Annotated in this window: 19 protein-coding genes, 1 pseudogene and 1 other annotated feature; of the genes and pseudogenes, 12 read left to right on the top strand and 8 right to left on the bottom strand. The window is 27.3% G+C overall.

The window, feature by feature from the left end; genetic code table 11:
* Positions 1-93 precede the first annotated feature (93 nt).
* On the top strand, positions 94-651 hold the full coding sequence (locus tag ACTG45_RS11105; protein WP_479918977.1) for a TetR/AcrR family transcriptional regulator: 558 nt from the start codon (positions 94-96) through the stop codon (positions 649-651).
* Positions 652-945: 294 nt separating this feature from the next.
* On the opposite strand, the gene ACTG45_RS11100 is transcribed toward ACTG45_RS11105, so the two are convergent.
* On the bottom strand, positions 946-1,422 hold the full coding sequence (locus ACTG45_RS11100; RefSeq protein ID WP_479918976.1) for a GNAT family N-acetyltransferase: 477 nt from the start codon (positions 1,420-1,422) through the stop codon (positions 946-948).
* Between the two features lie 295 nt (positions 1,423-1,717).
* Here ACTG45_RS11100 and ACTG45_RS11095 point away from each other — a divergent pair, with 295 nt between their 5' ends.
* The 8 genes from ACTG45_RS11095 to ACTG45_RS11060 all read left to right on the top strand — a co-directional run bounded on the left by ACTG45_RS11095 (position 1,718) and on the right by ACTG45_RS11060 (position 10,047).
* Positions 1,718-2,482: a YoaP domain-containing protein gene (locus ACTG45_RS11095; RefSeq protein WP_479918975.1), complete on the top strand. Its 765-nt coding sequence runs from the start codon at positions 1,718-1,720 to the stop codon at positions 2,480-2,482.
* Between the two features lie 242 nt (positions 2,483-2,724).
* On the top strand, positions 2,725-3,225 hold the full coding sequence (locus ACTG45_RS11090) for a GNAT family N-acetyltransferase (protein ID WP_021384842.1): 501 nt from the start codon (positions 2,725-2,727) through the stop codon (positions 3,223-3,225).
* A gap of 80 nt (positions 3,226-3,305) precedes the next feature.
* Positions 3,306-3,517 (top strand) — a binding site (T-box leader).
* A gap of 252 nt (positions 3,518-3,769) precedes the next feature.
* A complete protein-coding gene (gene argC / locus ACTG45_RS11085) occupies positions 3,770-4,804 on the top strand; it encodes an N-acetyl-gamma-glutamyl-phosphate reductase (RefSeq protein ID WP_479916859.1) in 1,035 nt (344 codons plus the stop codon).
* A gap of 41 nt (positions 4,805-4,845) precedes the next feature.
* A complete protein-coding gene (gene argJ, locus ACTG45_RS11080) occupies positions 4,846-6,063 on the top strand; it encodes a bifunctional glutamate N-acetyltransferase/amino-acid acetyltransferase ArgJ (RefSeq protein WP_479916858.1) in 1,218 nt (405 codons plus the stop codon).
* A gap of 14 nt (positions 6,064-6,077) precedes the next feature.
* The gene (gene argB, locus ACTG45_RS11075) at positions 6,078-6,938 is read left to right on the top strand and encodes an acetylglutamate kinase (RefSeq protein ID WP_021384875.1); all 861 of its coding nucleotides are present in this window, start codon (positions 6,078-6,080) and stop codon (positions 6,936-6,938) included.
* Positions 6,939-6,989: 51 nt separating this feature from the next.
* A complete protein-coding gene (locus ACTG45_RS11070; RefSeq protein ID WP_479918974.1) occupies positions 6,990-8,177 on the top strand; it encodes an aspartate aminotransferase family protein in 1,188 nt (395 codons plus the stop codon).
* 103 nt (positions 8,178-8,280) lie between these two features.
* Entirely contained in the window at positions 8,281-9,303 is a 1,023-nt protein-coding gene (gene argF, locus ACTG45_RS11065) for an ornithine carbamoyltransferase (RefSeq protein ID WP_479918973.1), read from the top strand.
* A gap of 126 nt (positions 9,304-9,429) precedes the next feature.
* A complete protein-coding gene (locus ACTG45_RS11060; protein WP_479918972.1) occupies positions 9,430-10,047 on the top strand; it encodes a nuclear transport factor 2 family protein in 618 nt (205 codons plus the stop codon).
* A 190-nt stretch (positions 10,048-10,237) separates the two neighbouring features.
* Here ACTG45_RS11060 and ACTG45_RS11055 read toward each other — a convergent pair whose 3' ends face one another.
* The 7 genes and pseudogenes from ACTG45_RS11055 to ACTG45_RS11025 all read right to left on the bottom strand — a co-directional run bounded on the left by ACTG45_RS11055 (position 10,238) and on the right by ACTG45_RS11025 (position 15,287).
* Entirely contained in the window at positions 10,238-10,936 is a 699-nt protein-coding gene (locus tag ACTG45_RS11055; protein ID WP_479918971.1) for an aspartate/glutamate racemase family protein, read from the bottom strand.
* A gap of 165 nt (positions 10,937-11,101) precedes the next feature.
* Positions 11,102-12,319 carry a M20 family metallo-hydrolase gene (locus ACTG45_RS11050; protein ID WP_479918970.1) on the bottom strand — a complete coding sequence of 406 codons (1,218 nt, stop codon included), beginning with the start codon at positions 12,317-12,319 and terminating at the stop codon, positions 11,102-11,104.
* Between the two features lie 185 nt (positions 12,320-12,504).
* A pseudogene (locus tag ACTG45_RS11045) lies at positions 12,505-12,705 on the bottom strand (GNAT family N-acetyltransferase); the annotation flags it as partial.
* A gap of 12 nt (positions 12,706-12,717) precedes the next feature.
* Entirely contained in the window at positions 12,718-12,918 is a 201-nt protein-coding gene (locus ACTG45_RS11040; RefSeq protein WP_021384870.1) for a hypothetical protein, read from the bottom strand.
* 496 nt (positions 12,919-13,414) lie between these two features.
* Positions 13,415-14,053 carry an ABC-2 transporter permease gene (locus ACTG45_RS11035; protein ID WP_021384849.1) on the bottom strand — a complete coding sequence of 213 codons (639 nt, stop codon included), beginning with the start codon at positions 14,051-14,053 and terminating at the stop codon, positions 13,415-13,417.
* A complete protein-coding gene (locus tag ACTG45_RS11030; protein ID WP_479916855.1) occupies positions 14,053-14,916 on the bottom strand; it encodes an ABC transporter ATP-binding protein in 864 nt (287 codons plus the stop codon). Before ACTG45_RS11030 ends, ACTG45_RS11035 begins: the two co-directional genes overlap by 1 nt.
* Entirely contained in the window at positions 14,913-15,287 is a 375-nt protein-coding gene (locus ACTG45_RS11025) for a GntR family transcriptional regulator (RefSeq protein WP_021384840.1), read from the bottom strand. The genes ACTG45_RS11030 and ACTG45_RS11025 overlap by 4 nt, the downstream gene beginning before the upstream one ends.
* 423 nt (positions 15,288-15,710) lie before the next feature.
* Here ACTG45_RS11025 and ACTG45_RS11020 point away from each other — a divergent pair, with 423 nt between their 5' ends.
* Genes ACTG45_RS11020 through clpB form a run of 3 tightly spaced genes read left to right on the top strand, consistent with a single transcriptional unit; the run spans position 15,711 to position 19,299 of the window.
* Positions 15,711-16,055, top strand: a complete 345-nt coding sequence (locus ACTG45_RS11020; protein WP_021384882.1) for a replication/maintenance protein RepL — start codon at positions 15,711-15,713, stop codon at positions 16,053-16,055.
* A 16-nt stretch (positions 16,056-16,071) separates the two neighbouring features.
* Positions 16,072-16,668 (top strand): hypothetical protein, encoded by a 597-nt coding sequence (locus ACTG45_RS11015; RefSeq protein ID WP_021384862.1) that lies wholly within the window; start codon positions 16,072-16,074, stop codon positions 16,666-16,668.
* Positions 16,669-16,704: 36 nt separating this feature from the next.
* Positions 16,705-19,299 carry an ATP-dependent chaperone ClpB gene (gene clpB, locus ACTG45_RS11010; protein ID WP_479916854.1) on the top strand — a complete coding sequence of 865 codons (2,595 nt, stop codon included), beginning with the start codon at positions 16,705-16,707 and terminating at the stop codon, positions 19,297-19,299.
* Positions 19,300-19,451 lie beyond the last annotated feature (152 nt).

Genomic DNA, 19,451 nt, shown 5'->3' with positions numbered 1-19,451 from the left:
TATAAAGTATTTTATAAGTTTCGATTATTGACGAAACTAATTAGATTAGCTAAACTAATAAAGTAATTAATTTTAAATGAAAGAGGGACAATTATGCGTGTTAATAGAGAAATAGTTGTACAAACTGCATCAGATATAGCTGATAAAAATGGGCTTAACAAGGTTTCTTTAAAAGTTGTTGCAGAAAATATAGGTATACGTACACCATCTTTATACAATCATATAGAAAGTCTAGATGACTTATTGCTTGAAATAGCTCATAAGGGAATGAGAGAAATGAATAATCAGATGATAAAGGCAGCTATTGGCAATTTTGGAGATACAGCTATAAAATGTATAAGTATTGCATATTTTAATTTTATAATTACTCATCCTGGTGTTTATGAAACTATTCAATGGGCCACTTGGCATGGAAATAATGAAACATTAGAAATCTTTGATGAATATAAATCTTTATTAGAAAAACTTATTCTTTCTTGTAATCTAAAAATAAAGAAAACAGATGAAGTATTAAATTTAATAATGAGTGTACTTCATGGTTATTCGACTTTACAGCTTGGAAAAGCACTTACGAGTCAAGAAGAAGCCATAAAAGGTTTAATTGATTCTATTGATACTGTGCTATCAGGTATTCACAAAAAATATGATTAAGTAGGGAAGTCTTAGAACGATATGGTAATATAATAAATGTTTGATGTTATATATTTATTGGCAGATTATAAAGAAGTAATAATAAAATATTTCTACTGTCTATATATAAAATTATTAGTTTAATAGTTAATTTGACATATTAAAAGGATATAAAAAAATAAATTAGTGCTCTCTAGTAGTAAGATTTTTAAAGTGTATTATTAAAACAGAAAAAAGATGGTGTTATTTTTAAGTCTTAATAAAAAGCAAAGCTACTAAAAAATATTTAATAGACTTTGCTTTTTGTTTAATTTATTATATTAACAATTTCATAGGTGTAAAACGTATACCATCAGTAGTTTGCTCAACATCAGTATCTTTAAACCCTAATTTGTGATAAACTTCAACAGCATAAGGTGATGAATTTACAGTTATTTCAGTTAAATTGATTTTATTATAAATACAATATTCTATTCCCGTAGTCATTAATTTTTTTGCAATGCCACGTTTATGATAATTTTTATCTATAAATAGCATACATATATGATTTAAGTCTCTAATAGCTAAGACTCCAATTACCTTTTCACAATCAAAGCAGCCCCAAAAGAAGAGTGATTTTTCTTTGACTTTTTCAATAATAGAGTTATATTCTATAAATTCATGAAATGACTTAATTCCTTCATCACAATAATCTGGGGACTCAAATTCTTCAAATACATTCCATATTAAATCTAATGCATTTCTAATATCTTGTTCTTTTAATTCTCTTATTAAATATTCTTTACAAATCACAAACAACACCTCTATTATTAAAAATTTTTACTATAAGTATATACCTTAAATATATTCAATTCAATACAATTTATTTTATAAATTTAGAATATTATGATAATATATAATTTATATACAGTATAGGCTAGATTATAAAATTTATTTAAACATACAATTTAGCAATTCAAACAAATCTAAAATGATGTTTTTTAAAATAAGTATATATATGACATAAGAGTGTCTTATTTAAAATGATAAAATAAAAATATATAAATTATATTTATAAACTATTATGTAATTGGAAAAGGAGATAAGTATGCAAATTATTGATATAAATATGAATAATATTGACAATGAACATATATGCTGTTCAATTTCTGAAAAAAAAGGGGAAAATTGTGTCTTTTCTAAAAAACTTTGGATGAAAAATAATTTTGATAGAGGTCTTGTATTTAAACGACTTGATGTCAGAGGCAAAGCTTTTATAGAATATATTCCATCAGAAAATGCATGGTGCCCTATCATTGCAGATAATTATATGTTTATTGACTGTTTTTGGATATCTGGAAAATTTAAAGGGCAAGGATATTCTAATCTATTGCTACAGGAATGTATAGCTGATGCAAAATTAAAAGGAAAGTATGGATTAGTTGTGCTTTCATCTAGTAAAAAAATGCCATTTTTATCTGATGCTAAATATCTAAAATATAAGGGATTTTGTTTAGCAGACATAACAGAGCCAAATTATGAGTTATTGTATTTCCCATTTAATGATAATGCTCCTATCCCATATTTTAAAGATTGTGTGAAACAAAGAAAATTAAACGAAAATAGTATAGTTTTATATTACAGTAACCAATGTCCACACACAGAAAAATATGCTCCTATTTTGAAGAAAATCGCAAATTCTAGAAGTATAGATGTAAATCTCATAAAATTTGAAACAGCAAAGGAAGCACAAAATGCTCCAGCCCCATTTACTACATACAGTCTTTTTTTTAATGGTGAATTTATAACTAATGAGATACTATCTGAGAAAAAGATTGAAAAATTATTAGATAGCAAAATTAAAAAAATTTAACTAAAGAGTGATATAAATATTTTAATTTAAAATTATCGTATTTTATAATTTAATATATTTTGAATGTTTATTAAATTGATATATGATAGTATAAAACAATATAGTATTAGGAGGTGATGAATATGAAAAGACTCTTTCAACAGATTAGAATGTATTTAAACAATAACAGAAAGATTATCATTGTGTCTGATTAAGAGTTTTTTGATAATAATTATAGTCTTTCTTTTAAAAAGGAGAGAAAAATGATATTAAAAACAAAAAGATTAACTTTAATTCCACTATCACTTCGTCAACTTGAGCTTTGGATTTTTGATAATTCAAAACTAGAAAAAGAATTAAACTGCATTTATTGTGCAGAACCAATGACTGAATTTTTTTATGATATTGTAAAAGGACAACTAAATATTGCTAATAAAGATAAAAAAAATATACTATTTTATACATTTTGGTTTATTATGTTAAATGAAAATCGCACAATTATAGGTCTAGTTGATTTTAAAGATATACCAAATTCTTATGGTGAAATTGAGATTGGCTATGGCTTAGGTGACAATTATAAAAAGCAAGGATATATGACAGAAGCTGTTGAAAAAATGTGTGATTGGGGTTTAAGTCAACCAAATATTTCTTCTATAATAGCTGAAACTGACATTAAAAATATTGATTCACAAAATGTTTTATTGAGATGTGGATTTAAATTATATCGCAATTTGGATACAAAATGGTGGAAATTAAATATATAGAAAAAATTTCCAAAATTTTATAAATTATATTGACAAAGCTAAAAAAATAAACTATTATATAAAACAATAAGAAAATAAATTGAAATTCTATGAAAAAGAGAGTAGCATAAAAGTAATTGATAGAGAGCTGGGAATGGTGGAAGCCTGGTAATGAATTTTATTGTGAATAGAGCTTTGGAGGAGGTTACCAGAATTAATAGTATGGTAATTGGTGAGTCTCGCCTTAAGAGATTAGAGTGGGTAAGATTATCTTATCAATTAGAGTGGTAACGCGGATGTATTCGTCTCTTGGTCTTTGACCAAGAGGCTTTTTTAATTTTAAGAATTCATTTGCAGATACTTTTTAAATTGATTTATAAGGATTATTATAATTTTACCAATAAGAGTGGTACCGCGGAAATTCGCCTCTTAGTATTTACAATGCTAAGGGGCTTTTTGTTTTATTTGGAAGATTTTAATTTATATATTATCAAATGATTATTATATGATAAAAAATAAAAATAGGATTCGAATACTATTTTAATATAAAAATGGAGGGAATAAAATGAGTAAAATAAAAGCTGGGATTATTGGTGCAACTGGATATGTGGGAGCAGAATTGCTAAGATTATTAATAAATCATGATAAAGTCGAAGTGACAGCGATAGGCTCAAATTCGTATGTAGGGAAAGATATAGTTGAGGTATACCCAAGTATAGGCTATAAAAATAGCATGATATGTATAGAAAATGAAAAAGTTATTGACATGTGTGATGTTGTATTTACTGCTCTTCCACATGGAGTTAGTGAAAAATTTGCAATAAAAGCAATTGACTCTAAAAAGAAAGTCATAGATTTAGGTGCTGACTTTAGAATAAAAGATGAAGAAATATATAATGAGTGGTATGGAGTATCTTTTATAGATAAAACTTTACATAAAAAAGCTGTCTATGGATTAAGTGAAATATATAAAGATGATATAAAAGATGCTAATATAATTGCAAATCCGGGATGTTATCCTACTAGTATTTCTTTACCACTGATGCCATTATTAAGTTCTAAGTTAATAAAATGTAATAATATAATAATCGACTCTAAATCAGGTCTAACAGGGGCTGGTAGAGAATTATCAATTAGTAGTCACTTTACTGAAGTTAATGAAAATATAACTGCATATAAAATAGGTAAACATAGACATACTCCAGAAATAGAACAAAACTTAAGTGAAGCATATAAAGAAAAAGTAAATGTAGTTTTTACACCAAATTTAATTCCAGTAAATAGAGGAATACTATCAACTATATATTGCGTAAGAGAAGATAATATTTCTATAAATCAGATACACAAGAAATTAACTGATTATTATGAATATAAAGAATTTATAGAAGTTCTTCCATTAGGCAAAGTAGTTTCTCTAAAGAATGTTAAGTTATCAAATAAATGTGCAATATCATTGCATGAAAATGGAGATACATTGATAATTTGCTCAGCCATAGACAACATGATTAAAGGAGCAGCAGGACAAGCTATACAAAACATGAATATAATGTTTGGTATTGACGAAACTACAGGTTTAAAAAATATAGCACCATCATTTTAGGAATGAAAAAATACTAAACTCATACAAATAGGAGGATAAAGATGGAGATTATAAAGGGTGGAGTTACAGTTTCAGAAGGATTTTTTGCTTCAGGAATTCACTGTGGCTTGAGAAAAAATAAAGAAAAAAGAGATTTAGCCTTGGTTTATTCAGATGTTTTATGTGATGCAGCGGCAGTAGTTACTCAGAATAAAGTAAAAGGAAACCCTGTTTATGTGACACAGGAACACATTAAAAATGGAAAAGCACAAGCTATCATAGTCAATAGTGCCAATGCTAATACCTTTAATGGTAAAGAAGGACTTATAAATGCTCATAAAATGGCTAAATTCACTAGTGAAAAATTAAATATTAAGGAAAATGATGTTTTAGTTGCATCTACAGGTGTTATAGGAAAACCATTAAACATAGATTTGATAGAAGAAAATATGGATGAATTAGTAAATAATCTAAGTAAACAAGGTCATATAGGAGCAAGAGAAGCTATTATGACGACTGACATTATAAAAAAAGAAATAGCAGTAGCAATAATGTATGGAGATAAAAAAATAACTATTGGAGGAATGGCAAAAGGCTCAGGTATGATACATCCTAATATGGCTACAACTTTAGGATTCATAACTACTGATGCAAATATTGATGGAGCTTTATTAAAAGAAGCCTTAAAGATAGCTGTTGATAAGAGCTTCAATAGAGTTAGTGTAGATGGAGACACAAGTACTAATGATATGGTAATGATTCTAGCAAATGGAAAAGCAAAAAATGAGAAGATGAGCAAAAAGGATGAACATTATCAAGTATTCTTAAGTGCACTTACATATGTTTGTATAGAACTTGCTAAACTCGTTGCTAAAGATGGAGAAGGATGTACAAAACTAATTGAATGTTATATAAATGGAGCATTAAGTGAAGAACATGCAGTAAAATTAGCAAAAACAGTTATATCTTCTTCACTAGTAAAAACAGCTGTGTTTGGAGCTGATGCAAACTGGGGAAGAATATTATGTGCTTTAGGATATGCAGGTGAAGAAATAGACATGGAAAAAGTGGATATTATTTTTGAGAGTATGAAGGGGTATATTGAAGTATGCAAAAATGGCAATGGGCTAGATTTTAATGAAGAAAAAGCAAAAAAAATTCTTGAAGATGATGAGATAAGCATCTTAGTAAATTTAAATATGGGAAATGCTCGAGGAAATGCATGGGGATGTGATTTAAGCTACGATTATGTAAGAATAAATGGAAGTTATAGAAATTAGGAGGAAATATTTTAATGATTAATATAGAAAAAGCAAATACACTTATAGAAGCTTTACCATATATAGAAAAACATCAAGGTAAGACTATTGTAGTTAAGTATGGTGGAAGTGCAATGAAAAAAGATGGTTTAAAAGAATCTGTTATGGAAGACCTTGTACTAATGAGTTATGTTGGAATCAATATAGTTTTAGTACATGGTGGAGGAGCCGAAATTAATAAAATGTTAGCAAAAGTAGACATAGAAAGTAAGTTTGTAAATGGGCTTAGATATACAGATGAAGAGACTATGGAAGTTGTAAAAATGGTACTTGCTGGTAAAGTGAATAAAGATTTGGTTAATAAAATACATACAAAAGGTGGAAAGGCAGTGGGACTTTGTGGAATAGACAATAATATGCTTTTATGTGACCCATATAAAAACTATGAACTTGGATTCGTAGGTGAAATCAAAAAAGTAAATGTGGAACTTATAGAATCTTGTTTAAAGTCAGGTTATATTTCAGTAATTGCTACTATAGGAGTTGGAGAAGATGGAGAAACTTATAATATAAATGGGGATACAGCAGCTTCTGCCATAGCTAAGGAGTTAAATGCAGATAAATTGATACTACTTACAGATGTACCTGGTCTATTAAGACAGCCAGATGAAGAAAAATCATTAATAACAGAAGTTATACTAGAGGATGTAGACAAATTATTTGGAGAAGGGATAATTACTGGAGGTATGATACCTAAAATACATAGCTGTGTAGATGCTTTAAATAATGGAGTAAATAGAGTACATATTTTGGACGGAAGAGTTCCTCATTCTATAATAACAGAATTATTTACTGATAGTGGTATAGGAACATTAATAAGAAAAGAAAATGAATAAAAATGAAAGTAATATATAAGAAAATTATAAATTTAAGAAGGGATGATAAGAATGAATAGCAACAATACAATTTCAAAATGGAATGAATATTTTATAGATACATATAGTCAACCTAATTTTGTTATAGATTATGGTAAAGGAAGTTGTTTTTTTGATACTGATGGTAATAAGTATATAGATTTTACAAGTGGATACGGAGTATCTTCTCTTGGATATAGCAATAATAGTCTAAAAAATGCTCTAAAAGAGCAAGTAGATAAGCTACTTCATACTTCAAATTTATATTTTAATGAACCAGTATTATATGCTGGAGAGAAAATAATTAATGCAAGTGGAATGGATAAAGTATATTTTTGTAATTCTGGAACAGAAGCAAATGAAACAGCATTTAAAATAGCCAGAAAGTATAGTAGTGATAAGTATGGTGAAGGTAGAGGAACCATTATAAGTTTAAAAGACTCTTTTCATGGTAGAACAATGATGTCTTTGATGGCAACTGGTATGGATAAATATCATAAGTATTTTTATCCACTTCCCGAAGGCTTTAAGTATATAGAAAGAAATAATATTGAAGACTTAAAAAATAACATAGATTCAAGTGTTTGTGCAATAATTCTCGAAGCAATTCAAGGTGAAGGCGGAGTTAATGTGCTTGAAAAAGACTATGTTTTGGAACTAGTAAAAATATGTAGAGAAAAAGACATAGTACTGATTTTTGATGAAGTTCAATGTGGTATAGCAAGAACTGGTAAGTTTTTTGGATATGAATACTTTGATGTAAAACCAGACATAGTTACAGTAGCGAAAGGGCTGGGAGCAGGAATACCAATAGGTGGAGTAATAGTAAATGAAAAACTTTCAAAAGTACTAGGAAAAGGGGACCAAGGTACAACATTTGGAGGCAATTTATTAGCTATGGTAGCAGCTTCAGTTGTATTAGATGAGATATCTAAAGAAGGTTTTTATAAAGAGATAACAGAAAAAGGGGACTACATAAGAAAATCTATTGAGGATTTTAATAGCAAGATTGTACTAAACACAAAAGGTCTTGGTTTGATGATAGGAATTGAAACTAGTGTTGAATCTAATATCATAGAAGAGAAAGCTAGAAAAAAAGGATTGCTTATTTTGACTGCTGGTAAAAATGTATTAAGATTTTTGCCACCATTAACAATTAGTTACAAAGAAATAAATGAGGCTCTTAAAATTTTAAAAGATATACTACTAGAAATTAACTAAATATTCAAAAATAAATAATTAAAATAAGTAATTAAGATATATAAAATAAATAACTCGCAAATTTAATTAACTTTAAAAAGTTTACAAAAAGGGGAGAATTAATATGAATAATATAAGTTTAAAGGGAAAGAGTTTTTTAACATTAAAGGATTTTACAAAAGAGGAGATTAGATATTTATTAACTTTATCTAGTTATTTAAAAACTAAGAAAAAGGTTGGCATAAAAGGAGATTTATTACAAGGAAAAAATATAGCTTTATTGTTTGAGAAAACATCAACAAGAACTAGATGTTCATTTGAAGTAGCTGCTCATGATGAAGGAGCACATGTAACTTATCTAGGTCCTAATGATTGTCATATGGGAAAAAAAGAGTCTGTATCTGATACAGCAAAAGTCTTAGGAAGATTTTATGATGGAATAGAATTTAGAGGATTTAAACAGAAAACAGTTGAAAGCTTAGCAAAATATTCTGGTGTACCTGTTTGGAATGGACTTACAGATGAATATCATCCAACACAGATACTTGCAGACTTTTTGACAGTGATTGAAAATGTAGATAAGGATTTGAATAAAGTTAAATTTGTGTACGTTGGTGATGCTAGAAATAATATGGGGAACTCATTAATGATAGGGTGTGCTAAAATGGGAATTCATTTTGTAGCACTTGCACCTAAAGAGCTTTGGCCAGATGAAGAATTAGTTAAAGATATGAAGGAAATAGCTAAGAAATCTAAGGGAGATATAATATTGACAGAAAATATTGATGATGTAAAAGGTGCAGATGTTATATATACAGATGTATGGGTTTCTATGGGAGAAGAAGAACAATATGAAACAAGAATAAATCAACTTAAGAGTTATCAAGTAAATATGGAGATGATAAAGAAAACAGAAAATGAAAATGTTATATTTTTACACTGCCTTCCAGCATTCCATGACTTAGAAACTAAAGTTGCTCAAGAAATTTATGAAAAGTTTGGATTATCAGAGCTAGAGGTTACAGATGAGGTATTTAATTCAAAATATTCCAAGGTATTTGAAGAAGCCGAAAATAGAATGCATACTATAAAAGCAGTTATGGTTTCTACTATGACTGACGTAGATATGAACAGTAGTTTAGTATAGATATTTTTTATTCTAGCTCTTGATTTAAGAAAAATGCATAAAATATTCTAAATATATTATTCAAAAACTCGTATTATATGTTAAAATAACTTATGTATCAACAAATTAAGAGGGAGGATTTGAGATATGAAAAAAATCATATTAGTTTTAACAACTTTTTTATTGGCAATATCTTTAACAGCATGTTCAAGTGCAAAACCAGAAGATACAGTTGATAGTTTTTTCAACAGTGCAAAGAAGTTTGACTTTGAAGGCATGAATAAGGTAATGGAAAATAATGACGAGAAATATAAAGATGTATTAAAAGAGCTAGACACAAAAGACCCAAATGCACAGTATGTTTTAGATTATCTAAAACAGAATGCATCTAAAATCACATATACAATAAAAGATAGTGAGATTAAAGATAATAAAGCAACAGTAAAAGTAGAGTGTAAATTTGTAGATTCAACACCATTACTTAAAGAGATAGTAGCTGAAGCATTTACAAAGATGCTTGGTATGAGTTTTTCAGGGCAAGACTTAACTGATGAGAAAACAACTGAAATGTTAGTATCAATTATGAAAGAAAAACAAAAAAGTGTTAAAGAGACTTATGTAACAAAAACTGTAGAGCTTGAATGTTCTAAAAAAGATAACAAATGGATAATAAGTTCAGTTAATGATGCAGTAGCTGATGTATTATTATCTAATCTTGTTACAGCAGGACAAGATTTATCTAATTCTATGGGTACTATTCAGTAGTATAAACTTAAGTTTAATAGATATAAAAATATTTAAAAAGGATACCAGTATTGGTATCCTTTTCTATTAAAATACTATAATACATGGTCAAATTTTATATCATCAAGGAACTATAATATAAAACTATAAGTTCATATTTTTTAAACTAAACAAACACACGTATATTTTATAAAATATAGTATCTAAAAATTTATTTAGCTAGCTTTAGATATTTGTTGATAGCTGCTTCAGCTAAACATTTTGATGAATCAATAATATTAATTGAAGAATGGAATTTTTCAAAAACTACATTTAAGTCGGTACAAGCAATTATTACATTTTCAATAGATTCTTTTTTCACATCTTCAATAAGTTCATTCCAAATATCAATATTATATGGATTTCCTTTATCTGTTTTTATACTTTGAATAAGAGTATTTAATTTCGTCTGCCACTCATCTTTAAATATAAACTCATGCCCATTATGTAGTATGCCATCTTGATAAATTTTAGATTCAAATGTTGAATTAGTTGAAAAAAGAGTTACTTTTTGTGGGATAATAGGAAGTTTCTTAACTGTTTCTTCTACAATATTTAACAAAGGTATATTAATTGATTTTTTTAATTCTTTAAAGTATATATGTGCTGAATTACATGGCATAGCAATAAAACTTACTCCAATTGATTCAAGTTTTTGTAACCCATCAATAATAGTTTTTTTCATAAGTTCGTGATTTATTGGACGGTCAATATAAAATGGAGTAGGTAATGAATATATCATCATCTTTGGGAACTCATCATCATATTTTGCACCATACTGAGATTGACATTCATCAATAACTAAATCCATAAAGGGAGCAGTTGATCTTGGACCCATTCCAGCTAAAATTCCAATTAATTTTTCATTCATAAAAATTATCTCCTTAAATATATATTTTTATATTAGGTATAAAATATCAAAACTTATTCTATAAGAGTATAAAAGTCTGTTTTTATAATAGATAATATTATACAATTATATAGTATAAGGTTAGTAGTGATAATATGTTTTTACTTGTATATTTTTGATATAAAATTATTTTAAATCGAGATTATCTAATATTTTTAGAAATATTTTTATAGCAGTATCTAAGTCATCTACAGAAACACTTTCATCAGGATTATGACTTATACCTCCAGCACATCTTATAAACACCATTCCAATGTCAGTTATATTGTCCATTTCTTGAGCATCATGACCAGCTCCACTGTAAATATAAAAAGGATTAAGATTTAAATCTATAAAACTTTTTTCTATAGTTTTAGTTATTTTATTGGAACATGGTACAGGAACATTTTCAAAAGAAAGTTCGCTTTCATAATTAAGTTTTCTATTCTCACATATATGAGATATTTCGTTGAATATCTTTTCTACTGAGCTATCAAGAACTTCTTGAGAACAAGAACGTACGTCGAGAGTAAATTCCACTCTTTCAGGTACTACATTTGATGAAGATGGATAGAAATTCATCTTTCCAACAGTAGCAACTAAATTAGTAGTCATTTTAGCTATATTTTCAATGGCTAATACACATTCACAGGCACAACATCCAGCATCAAATCTCATATCCATTGGTAGTGTACCAGCATGACCAGATTTACCATTTACTGTTATCTTAAAACTTTTAAATCCTGTAATACTTGATACAATTCCAGCAGGAAGAGATTTATTTTCTAAGACAGGCCCTTGCTCGATATGAAATTCTAAATATGCATCTATATCTTTTCTAGGATGTAAATTTATCAAGTTTTTAGTATTAAATCCAAACTTTGTTACAGCTTCTTCAAGTGTAATTCCGTTTTCATCAACAGATTTAAGAAGCACTTCTTTAAAAGTACCAGCAAAAACTTTACTTCCCATTAAAGATGTTTCAAATCTAGTTCCTTCCTCTTCAGCGAAGGCAACTAGCTTAATGTTGAAAGGATAAGACTTATTATTATTTTTTGACTCTTCAAGTCCAACTAGAGGAACTATTATTCCTAGCATACCATCAAATATACCTCCACATTTTACACTATCTTGATGAGATGCAACTACTAATGTAGGGGCATTTGGAGTATTAGATTTATATGTACCTATAACATTTCCAATATCATCAATTTCAATATCGAGATTTAAATCTTTCATCCATGAACTTATTAAATCAATAGATTTTTTATGTTCATCAGTTAATATAAGTCTTGTAAGACCATTTGTTGTTGAACTTATTTTTCCTAATGTTTGTAGATAATTCATACATTTTTGACCTAGCATGTGTACCTCCTAAATATGTGTTTTTTTATTTTAGATAATATTAGCTTTTATACTATAATTTATGAATTTTCAAATAGTTTTATATGTACAATGAAATCATATTTTTCAATGTTAACAATGACATAAAAATATAAATAAAAAGGGTATAAGCTTTAAATGAAAAACACTAAATGAAATTTTCCTGATTATAGTACTTTTGTAAAGAAATATCTCTTTCCAGTCAAGGGATAATTTTCGAGTGCAAATACTTTATTGTATCCAAACTTCTCATAAAATTTAGGAGCTTGAAAACTGAATGTATCTAAAAAAGCATATTTACAACCTCGTTCTTTAGCAATTTTTTCAGTAGTATGTAAAAGTTGACTTCCAATACCTTTATATCTAAGCTTTTCACTAACCTATAAGTATTTTATAGAAAGCCAATTACCATGAGTAACACCTATTAATCCTGCAAGAATCTGACCTGTTTTATCTCGAGTATATATTCCTAAATCTACTGGATTTTTATCCTCAAGATTAGCAAGGTTATATTTTAATAATCCTTGAAAAATAACATCTTCATCTTGCTTTTCTACTTTTTCTGTAATTTCTAATTTCATGCTTGAATTGTCTCCTTATACAATCTTTTATCTATTTTCATTTTTTATCGATATCAATTGAAATACTCTAGTTTAATATTATTCTAATAGTCATTTATGCTGATGTCAAATTAAGAAAATTTATGTTTAACTTTATATTGTAAAGATTAAAATTTTTTAAAAAAAAATAGAGCTTTAATTCTATTAATAATGACTAATAAATTTAGTAATTTTGGATATTAAGTATTAAAATAATTTAATTTACTGTGTATAAGAATTATTTTTAAACATAGTCTTGTTTTTAGATTCAAGAATGTAATTAATAATTAAATTTATATGAAAATCATGTTGCAAGAACATACTGATAAAAGAGTAAAGTATTATTAAAGATAAATATTTAAAATAAAATACCTAGTAGATATAAAATGTAAAAATAAAATACTATCAAAACAAAATTGATAGTATTTTTAATAAAATCTTACTTAAACAGTTTTAATAAAAACTCACATAAAATATCTTATATTTCTTTTTTGCTATAAATTTTTGATGATATAAAATATGAAATCACAAATAGCAATATAGCAATAAATGGAATAGAATATAATAGTGTATTAAGCATAATTTCTAGTGAAAGAGGTGAACTAATACTTTCTAAAATATTTTTAGAAACTAATAAAAGTAATGTTGGAACTAAAAAACATAAAATCATTAATACACGAGCTCTTTCTGTACCAAATTTGTAAACAAGTGGTAAGATAAGACTACCAAAACATATTGAAATAGATAAGACTAATGCATTAATAAGTAGAGTTTCACCTAATATAAAATTATGTTTAAAATAACCAATAATGATACTAAGTATAAGTGAAACCAATACACCTATAAAGCTAAATATTAACATAGTCAGATATTTACTTAGTACAATATCATTACGTTTAATCGGCATTGTAAGTACATAACTATCCCATTTATTCAGGTCATCATATGAGAATGTTGAAACAATCATTGTTGTACATAGGACTACAATAATACCTACAAGGTTATTAGCATCTCCACCTCCAAAAGAAGATATAAGCCCAAACATAATTACAAATAAAAGTAGAAATTTTATATTACCTTTTAAATTAATTAAATCTTTTAAAATTAGACCTTTCATTATTTATCACCTCTCACATAAAATAACATAATTTCTTCTATAGACGTATTATCGACTACAAAGTTTGGATGTTTTGCTATAAATCTATATTTATCATTAAGAAGTACTTCATATCCAAATTGGCTTTTACGATAATATGAATAATCTTCTTTTGAAATATTATCAAAATCACTAGGTTTACATTTTAAAATTCCCATATTATTAATTAATTCATCCTTGTTTTCACTAAAGACTATATTACCTTTATGTATAAATGTAATATAGTCTGCTATTTTATCTAAGTCACTTGTAATATGTGAAGATAAAATAATAGAGTGTTCTTCATCTTGTATAAAATCTAAAAATATATCCAGTATTTCTTCACGAACAATAGGGTCAAGTGAACTAGTTGCTTCATCCAGTATTAATAATTTTGGATTATGTGATAAAGCTACAGCGATACTAAGTTTCATTTTATTACCCTTTGAAAATTCCTTAATTAGTTTATTCTCTGGAACTCTCAACTTTTTTAAATAGTCTTTGAATAGTGCATGATTCCAATTTTTATAGATTTTACTCATAATTTTTGATACATTATCTAGATTTAAATTTTCATGAAAATTACTTCCCTCAAATACTACACCAATTTGTTCTTTAATTTCTTTTTCATTTTTTTTGTTATCAAGACCAAATATTTCTATATTTCCACTATCATAAGAAATTAAATTTAAAATTGCTTTTAATGTAGTCGTTTTTCCTGCACCATTTTCACCTACAAATCCCATTATGCTTCCTTTTGGTACTGAAAAAGATACATTTTGTAGACTAAAATCTTTATAAGTTTTATTTAAGTTTTTTATAGTTATTGCATCCATAATTATCATTCTCCCTTATATAATAAAAGTAAAATATCTTTTAACTCGTCATATGTAATACCACTACTTTTAGCTGTATCAACTGCTTTTTGTAGGTACTCTTCAATTAAACGAAATTGCTCTTCTTTCACAAAATCCATGTTTTTACTAGATACAAAGCTACCTTTACCAGTAACTGTCTCAATAAATCCGTCACGTTCTAAATCACTATATGCTCGTTTTGTAGTAATTACGCTTATTCTAAGTTCCTTTGCCAATAGTCTCATACTTGGAAGAGCTGAGCCTTCTGGCAATTCTCCACTTATAATCATACTTTTAATTTGTGTAGTAATTTGTTCATATATTGGCTTTCCACTTGAATTACTAATAACTATATTCAACAAGACACCTCCTTAAATTGTATATATAGTATATACACATTATATAAATATATATATAATATGTCAACTGTTTTTAGAAAAAAAGTAATTCTAAATATTATGTGTTTGATAAAAGGAGTTTATAAGAGACTAGTTTTTCAAATATATTAAAATTTTTTTAAAAAAATTTATAAATATTATTAAAAAATCTTACCAATAAATTGGAAATACTAACTTAAAAAAATAGTAAAGTTTAGCTTATAGATAAACAAAAGTTTACTTAATAGATAAACTTTTTGCATTTTCGCTTTTGACATACATATTTTTTTGTAATATATTTATATTATCAATTAGAGGTAAGGAGAGTGATAAGAGATATTTAATTTAGATAAGACATTAAAAAAAGACCTAAATCAGGAATATACAGAGAGTAAAGATTTAGTTATGAATAAAAGTAAATATATGAATATTTGCTTTAAGAATTATATTAAAGTAGTAGAGGGAATGTATACTAAAAGAGATTTAATTCCATTAAGATTAATAAACTCTATGGATAAAAATAATAAGATTAGAAAAACACTACATGAATTATCTTGTGAACTTGAATATCCAAAAACTTCTTTATCTTCATTGTTTACAGAGCTGAAAAAAATGGATTTTTTACAGAGAGTGAAAAATGGTGAGTATATGATAAATCCGCATATAGCTTATAAAGGTAGTAGAGCTGATAAAGAAAGTTTATTAGCAGAATATAATCAGATAAAAAGACCTGATAAGGTTAGTAAATAAGGAAGAAGGTTTTTATATGAGTTTAAAACTTGATAGAAATGTTCTACAGTGGTTTGATTATGTATTTGAGAATGAAAAAACTAGTTTAAGACACTACAATTTTGATTGCACACTAAAAGAGATTAGTCGTGCTAGTTTAAATAGAGTAGCTTTTATATTAGAAAAAAATAATTCTAGGTACTGGAAGCTTTATTTTGAAATACCAGCCGAAGTCACTTTAAAACTTAAACAAAACATTCATCCTTTATTTAGGGAGTATATATATGAACAAATATCACTGTATAACGATAATCAAATTTACAATTTTGTAAATTCAAACATATTAAAAGTGTTTAACAATATTGCTATTTATCAATATAATATTTTAGAAAATCTATATACTATTGATTTTAGAAAGAGTTTTATAGATAAATGTCAATATTTATTAATTGGTGAAAAAAGACTTATAGATGAAGATTTATACTTAAGAGCAAAATCAAAAGAAGTATTTGATTTTTTTAATTCAGATGAAACTTTCAATCTAACATTAAGTTTTGACATACAAAAAAATGAGAATCTACTCGATAGTCTTTTGGAGCTTAGGAAATCAATAATCATAAATGAGAGAATTTAATTTATTTGGATATAATATTAAAATGGAGGGATTTATATGGACGTAGAAAAAATGACTTTAAGAGTTCAAAAAAGTTTAAATGAGGCTTATAATGAAGCAGTAAAAAATCATAACCAACAAGTAGATGTAATTCATCTTTTTTCAGCACTTATTAATCAAGAAGATGGATTAATACCAAATATAATCGAAAAAATGAATATATCAATTGATTCTTTGAGAAATACTGTAAACTTTGAACTGGATAAGCTTCCAAAAGTATATGGAGAAGGCGCTGACTCACAAGGAGTATCAGCCACTAGAAAAATAAATGAAGTACTAATAAAGGCAGAGAGTATTTCTAAAGAATTTAAAGATTCATATATAAGTGTAGAGCATGTCATGCTTGCAATGATGGAAACAGAATCAAAATCAGTTGTTGGTAAAATATTAAAACAGTATAATATAAATAAAAATGATTTTTTAAATGTTTTATCACAAGTTAGAGGGAGCCAAAGAGTCGAAACACAAGACCCAGAAGGGACATACGATGCACTTGCTAGATATGGAACAAATTTAGTAGACTTAGCTAAGAAAAATAAATTAGACCCTGTAATTGGAAGAGACGAAGAAATAAGAAGAATTATAAGAATTTTATCAAGAAGAACTAAAAATAATCCTGTGTTAATTGGTGAGCCAGGTGTAGGTAAAACTGCAATTGTTGAAGGGCTAGCAGAAAGAATCGTAAGAGGAGATGTGCCAGAAGGATTAAAAGACAAAATTGTATTCTCGCTTGACATGGGGGCTTTAATTGCTGGTGCAAAATATAGAGGCGAATTTGAAGAAAGATTAAAGGCAGTTTTAAAAGAAGTTCAAAGTTCTGATGGAAAGATTATATTATTTATAGATGAGATTCATACTATAGTTGGAGCTGGTAAAACAGAAGGTTCAATGGATGCAGGTAATCTTATTAAGCCTATGCTTGCAAGAGGTGAGTTAAATTGTATTGGTGCAACTACTTTTGATGAATATAGAAAATATATAGAAAAAGATAAGGCACTTGAAAGACGTTTTCAGCCTGTAATTGCAGAAGAACCTACAGTTGAAGACACAATATCTATACTTAGAGGTTTGAAAGAAAGATTTGAAATACACCATGGAGTAAGAATACATGATAATGCTATTGTAGCAGCAGCAAAACTTTCTCATAGATATATACAAGACAGATTTTTACCAGATAAAGCAATTGACTTAATTGATGAAGCAGGAGCTATGATTCGTAGTGAAATAGATTCATTACCAACTGAATTAGATGTTGTTAGAAGAAAGTTGTTTATGCTAGAAACTGAAAGAGAAGCATTACTTAAAGAAAATGATGATAAGAGTAAGTCAAGACTAGATGATATTCAAAAAGAAATAGCAGAATTAAAATCTAAAAATGATGAAATGACTGCTAAATATGAGAAAGAAAAGAGTCAAATATTAGATATTAAGAACTTAAAAGCACAATTGGATGAGGCTAAAGGCAAAGCTGAAAAATATGAAAGAGAATATGATTTTAATAAAGCAGCAGAGGTTAAGTATGGTGAAATACCTAAATTGGAAGAACAGATAAAGAAATACGAAGAAAGTATGAAAGATGGTTCTGAAAATTCACTTTTAAAGGAAGAGGTTACTGAAGAAGAAATCTCTAGTATTGTATCAAAGTGGACAGGGATACCAGTAACTAAACTAGTTGAAGGTGAAAGAGAAAAATTACTTAAACTAGAAGAAGAACTTCACAAGAGAGTCATAGGACAAGATGAAGCAGTTACAGCAGTTTCAAATGCAGTAATACGTGCAAGAGCTGGTCTAAAAGATGAAAGAAAACCAATTGGTTCATTTATTTTCTTAGGACCTACAGGTGTTGGTAAAACTGAACTTGCAAAAACTCTTGCTAGAAACTTATTTGATAGTGAAGATAATATAATTAGAATTGACATGTCTGAATACATGGAAAAACATGCTGTATCAAGATTGGTTGGACCTCCTCCAGGATATGTAGGATATGAAGAAGGTGGGCAACTTACAGAAGCAGTTAGACGTGCTCCTTATTCTGTAATATTATTTGATGAGATAGAAAAAGCACATGAGGATGTGTTTAACATGTTCTTACAGATATTGGATGATGGTAGACTTACTGATAATAAAGGTAAGACTGTAGACTTCAAAAATACTCTTATAATAATGACTTCTAATATAGGCAGCAATTATCTATTAGAAGCAGGAGGAAATATAACAGAGACTACTAACAACTTAGTAATGAATGAAATGAAACACAGATTTAAACCTGAGTTTTTAAATAGAGTAGATGATATTATAATGTTTAAGCCTCTAGACCAAGAAAATATCAAGAAAATTATAGATATATTTATGACAGACTTAAAAAATAGATTAAAAGAAAAAGATATTACTATTGAGGTTACAGATTCAGCTAAAGATGTTATGGTGAGAGAGGGGTATGACCCTGTATATGGAGCAAGACCTCTTAAGAGATATATAGGAAATACTTTAGAAACTGTAATTGCAAAGAAGCTTATTGCTGGAGAAGTGTATAATGGATGTACTATAGTTATAGATGGAAAAGATGAAAATATTGACGTTTTAGTTAAATAATAAAAAAGAAGCAGGGTATAAGATATCAAATATTTTACCTGCTTCTTTTTTATTTACAAACTATAATAAGATATATGCTTTGTCAAACTAATAAGAATATTTTTAAATCAATATATTCAAACTAAATCTGATTCAAAGTCAGTATTTATAAT

It is taken from the genome of Clostridioides sp. LIBA-7602 (assembly GCF_056688945.1).
Note: the sequence above shows the minus strand (reverse complement) of the source record. Positions and strands in the feature narration are given on the sequence as shown.

Bases quoted from the DNA above. Each gene is read 5' to 3' on its own strand.
- ACTG45_RS11105 (WP_479918977.1), top strand. From the start codon at position 94: ATGCGTGTTAATAGAGAAATAGTTGTACAAACTGCATCAGATATAGCT.
- ACTG45_RS11095 (WP_479918975.1), top strand. From the start codon at position 1,718: ATGCAAATTATTGATATAAATATGAATAATATTGACAATGAACATATA.
- ACTG45_RS11090 (WP_021384842.1), top strand. From the start codon at position 2,725: ATGATATTAAAAACAAAAAGATTAACTTTAATTCCACTATCACTTCGT.
- argC (WP_479916859.1), top strand. From the start codon at position 3,770: ATGAGTAAAATAAAAGCTGGGATTATTGGTGCAACTGGATATGTGGGA.
- argJ (WP_479916858.1), top strand. From the start codon at position 4,846: ATGGAGATTATAAAGGGTGGAGTTACAGTTTCAGAAGGATTTTTTGCT.
- argB (WP_021384875.1), top strand. From the start codon at position 6,078: ATGATTAATATAGAAAAAGCAAATACACTTATAGAAGCTTTACCATAT.
- ACTG45_RS11070 (WP_479918974.1), top strand. From the start codon at position 6,990: ATGAATAGCAACAATACAATTTCAAAATGGAATGAATATTTTATAGAT.
- argF (WP_479918973.1), top strand. From the start codon at position 8,281: ATGAATAATATAAGTTTAAAGGGAAAGAGTTTTTTAACATTAAAGGAT.
- ACTG45_RS11060 (WP_479918972.1), top strand. From the start codon at position 9,430: ATGAAAAAAATCATATTAGTTTTAACAACTTTTTTATTGGCAATATCT.
- ACTG45_RS11055 (WP_479918971.1), bottom strand. From the start codon at position 10,936: ATGAATGAAAAATTAATTGGAATTTTAGCTGGAATGGGTCCAAGATCA.
- ACTG45_RS11050 (WP_479918970.1), bottom strand. From the start codon at position 12,319: ATGCTAGGTCAAAAATGTATGAATTATCTACAAACATTAGGAAAAATA.
- ACTG45_RS11040 (WP_021384870.1), bottom strand. From the start codon at position 12,918: ATGAAATTAGAAATTACAGAAAAAGTAGAAAAGCAAGATGAAGATGTT.
- ACTG45_RS11035 (WP_021384849.1), bottom strand. From the start codon at position 14,053: ATGAAAGGTCTAATTTTAAAAGATTTAATTAATTTAAAAGGTAATATA.
- ACTG45_RS11030 (WP_479916855.1), bottom strand. From the start codon at position 14,916: ATGATAATTATGGATGCAATAACTATAAAAAACTTAAATAAAACTTAT.
- ACTG45_RS11020 (WP_021384882.1), top strand. From the start codon at position 15,711: ATGAATAAAAGTAAATATATGAATATTTGCTTTAAGAATTATATTAAA.
- ACTG45_RS11015 (WP_021384862.1), top strand. From the start codon at position 16,072: ATGAGTTTAAAACTTGATAGAAATGTTCTACAGTGGTTTGATTATGTA.
- clpB (WP_479916854.1), top strand. From the start codon at position 16,705: ATGGACGTAGAAAAAATGACTTTAAGAGTTCAAAAAAGTTTAAATGAG.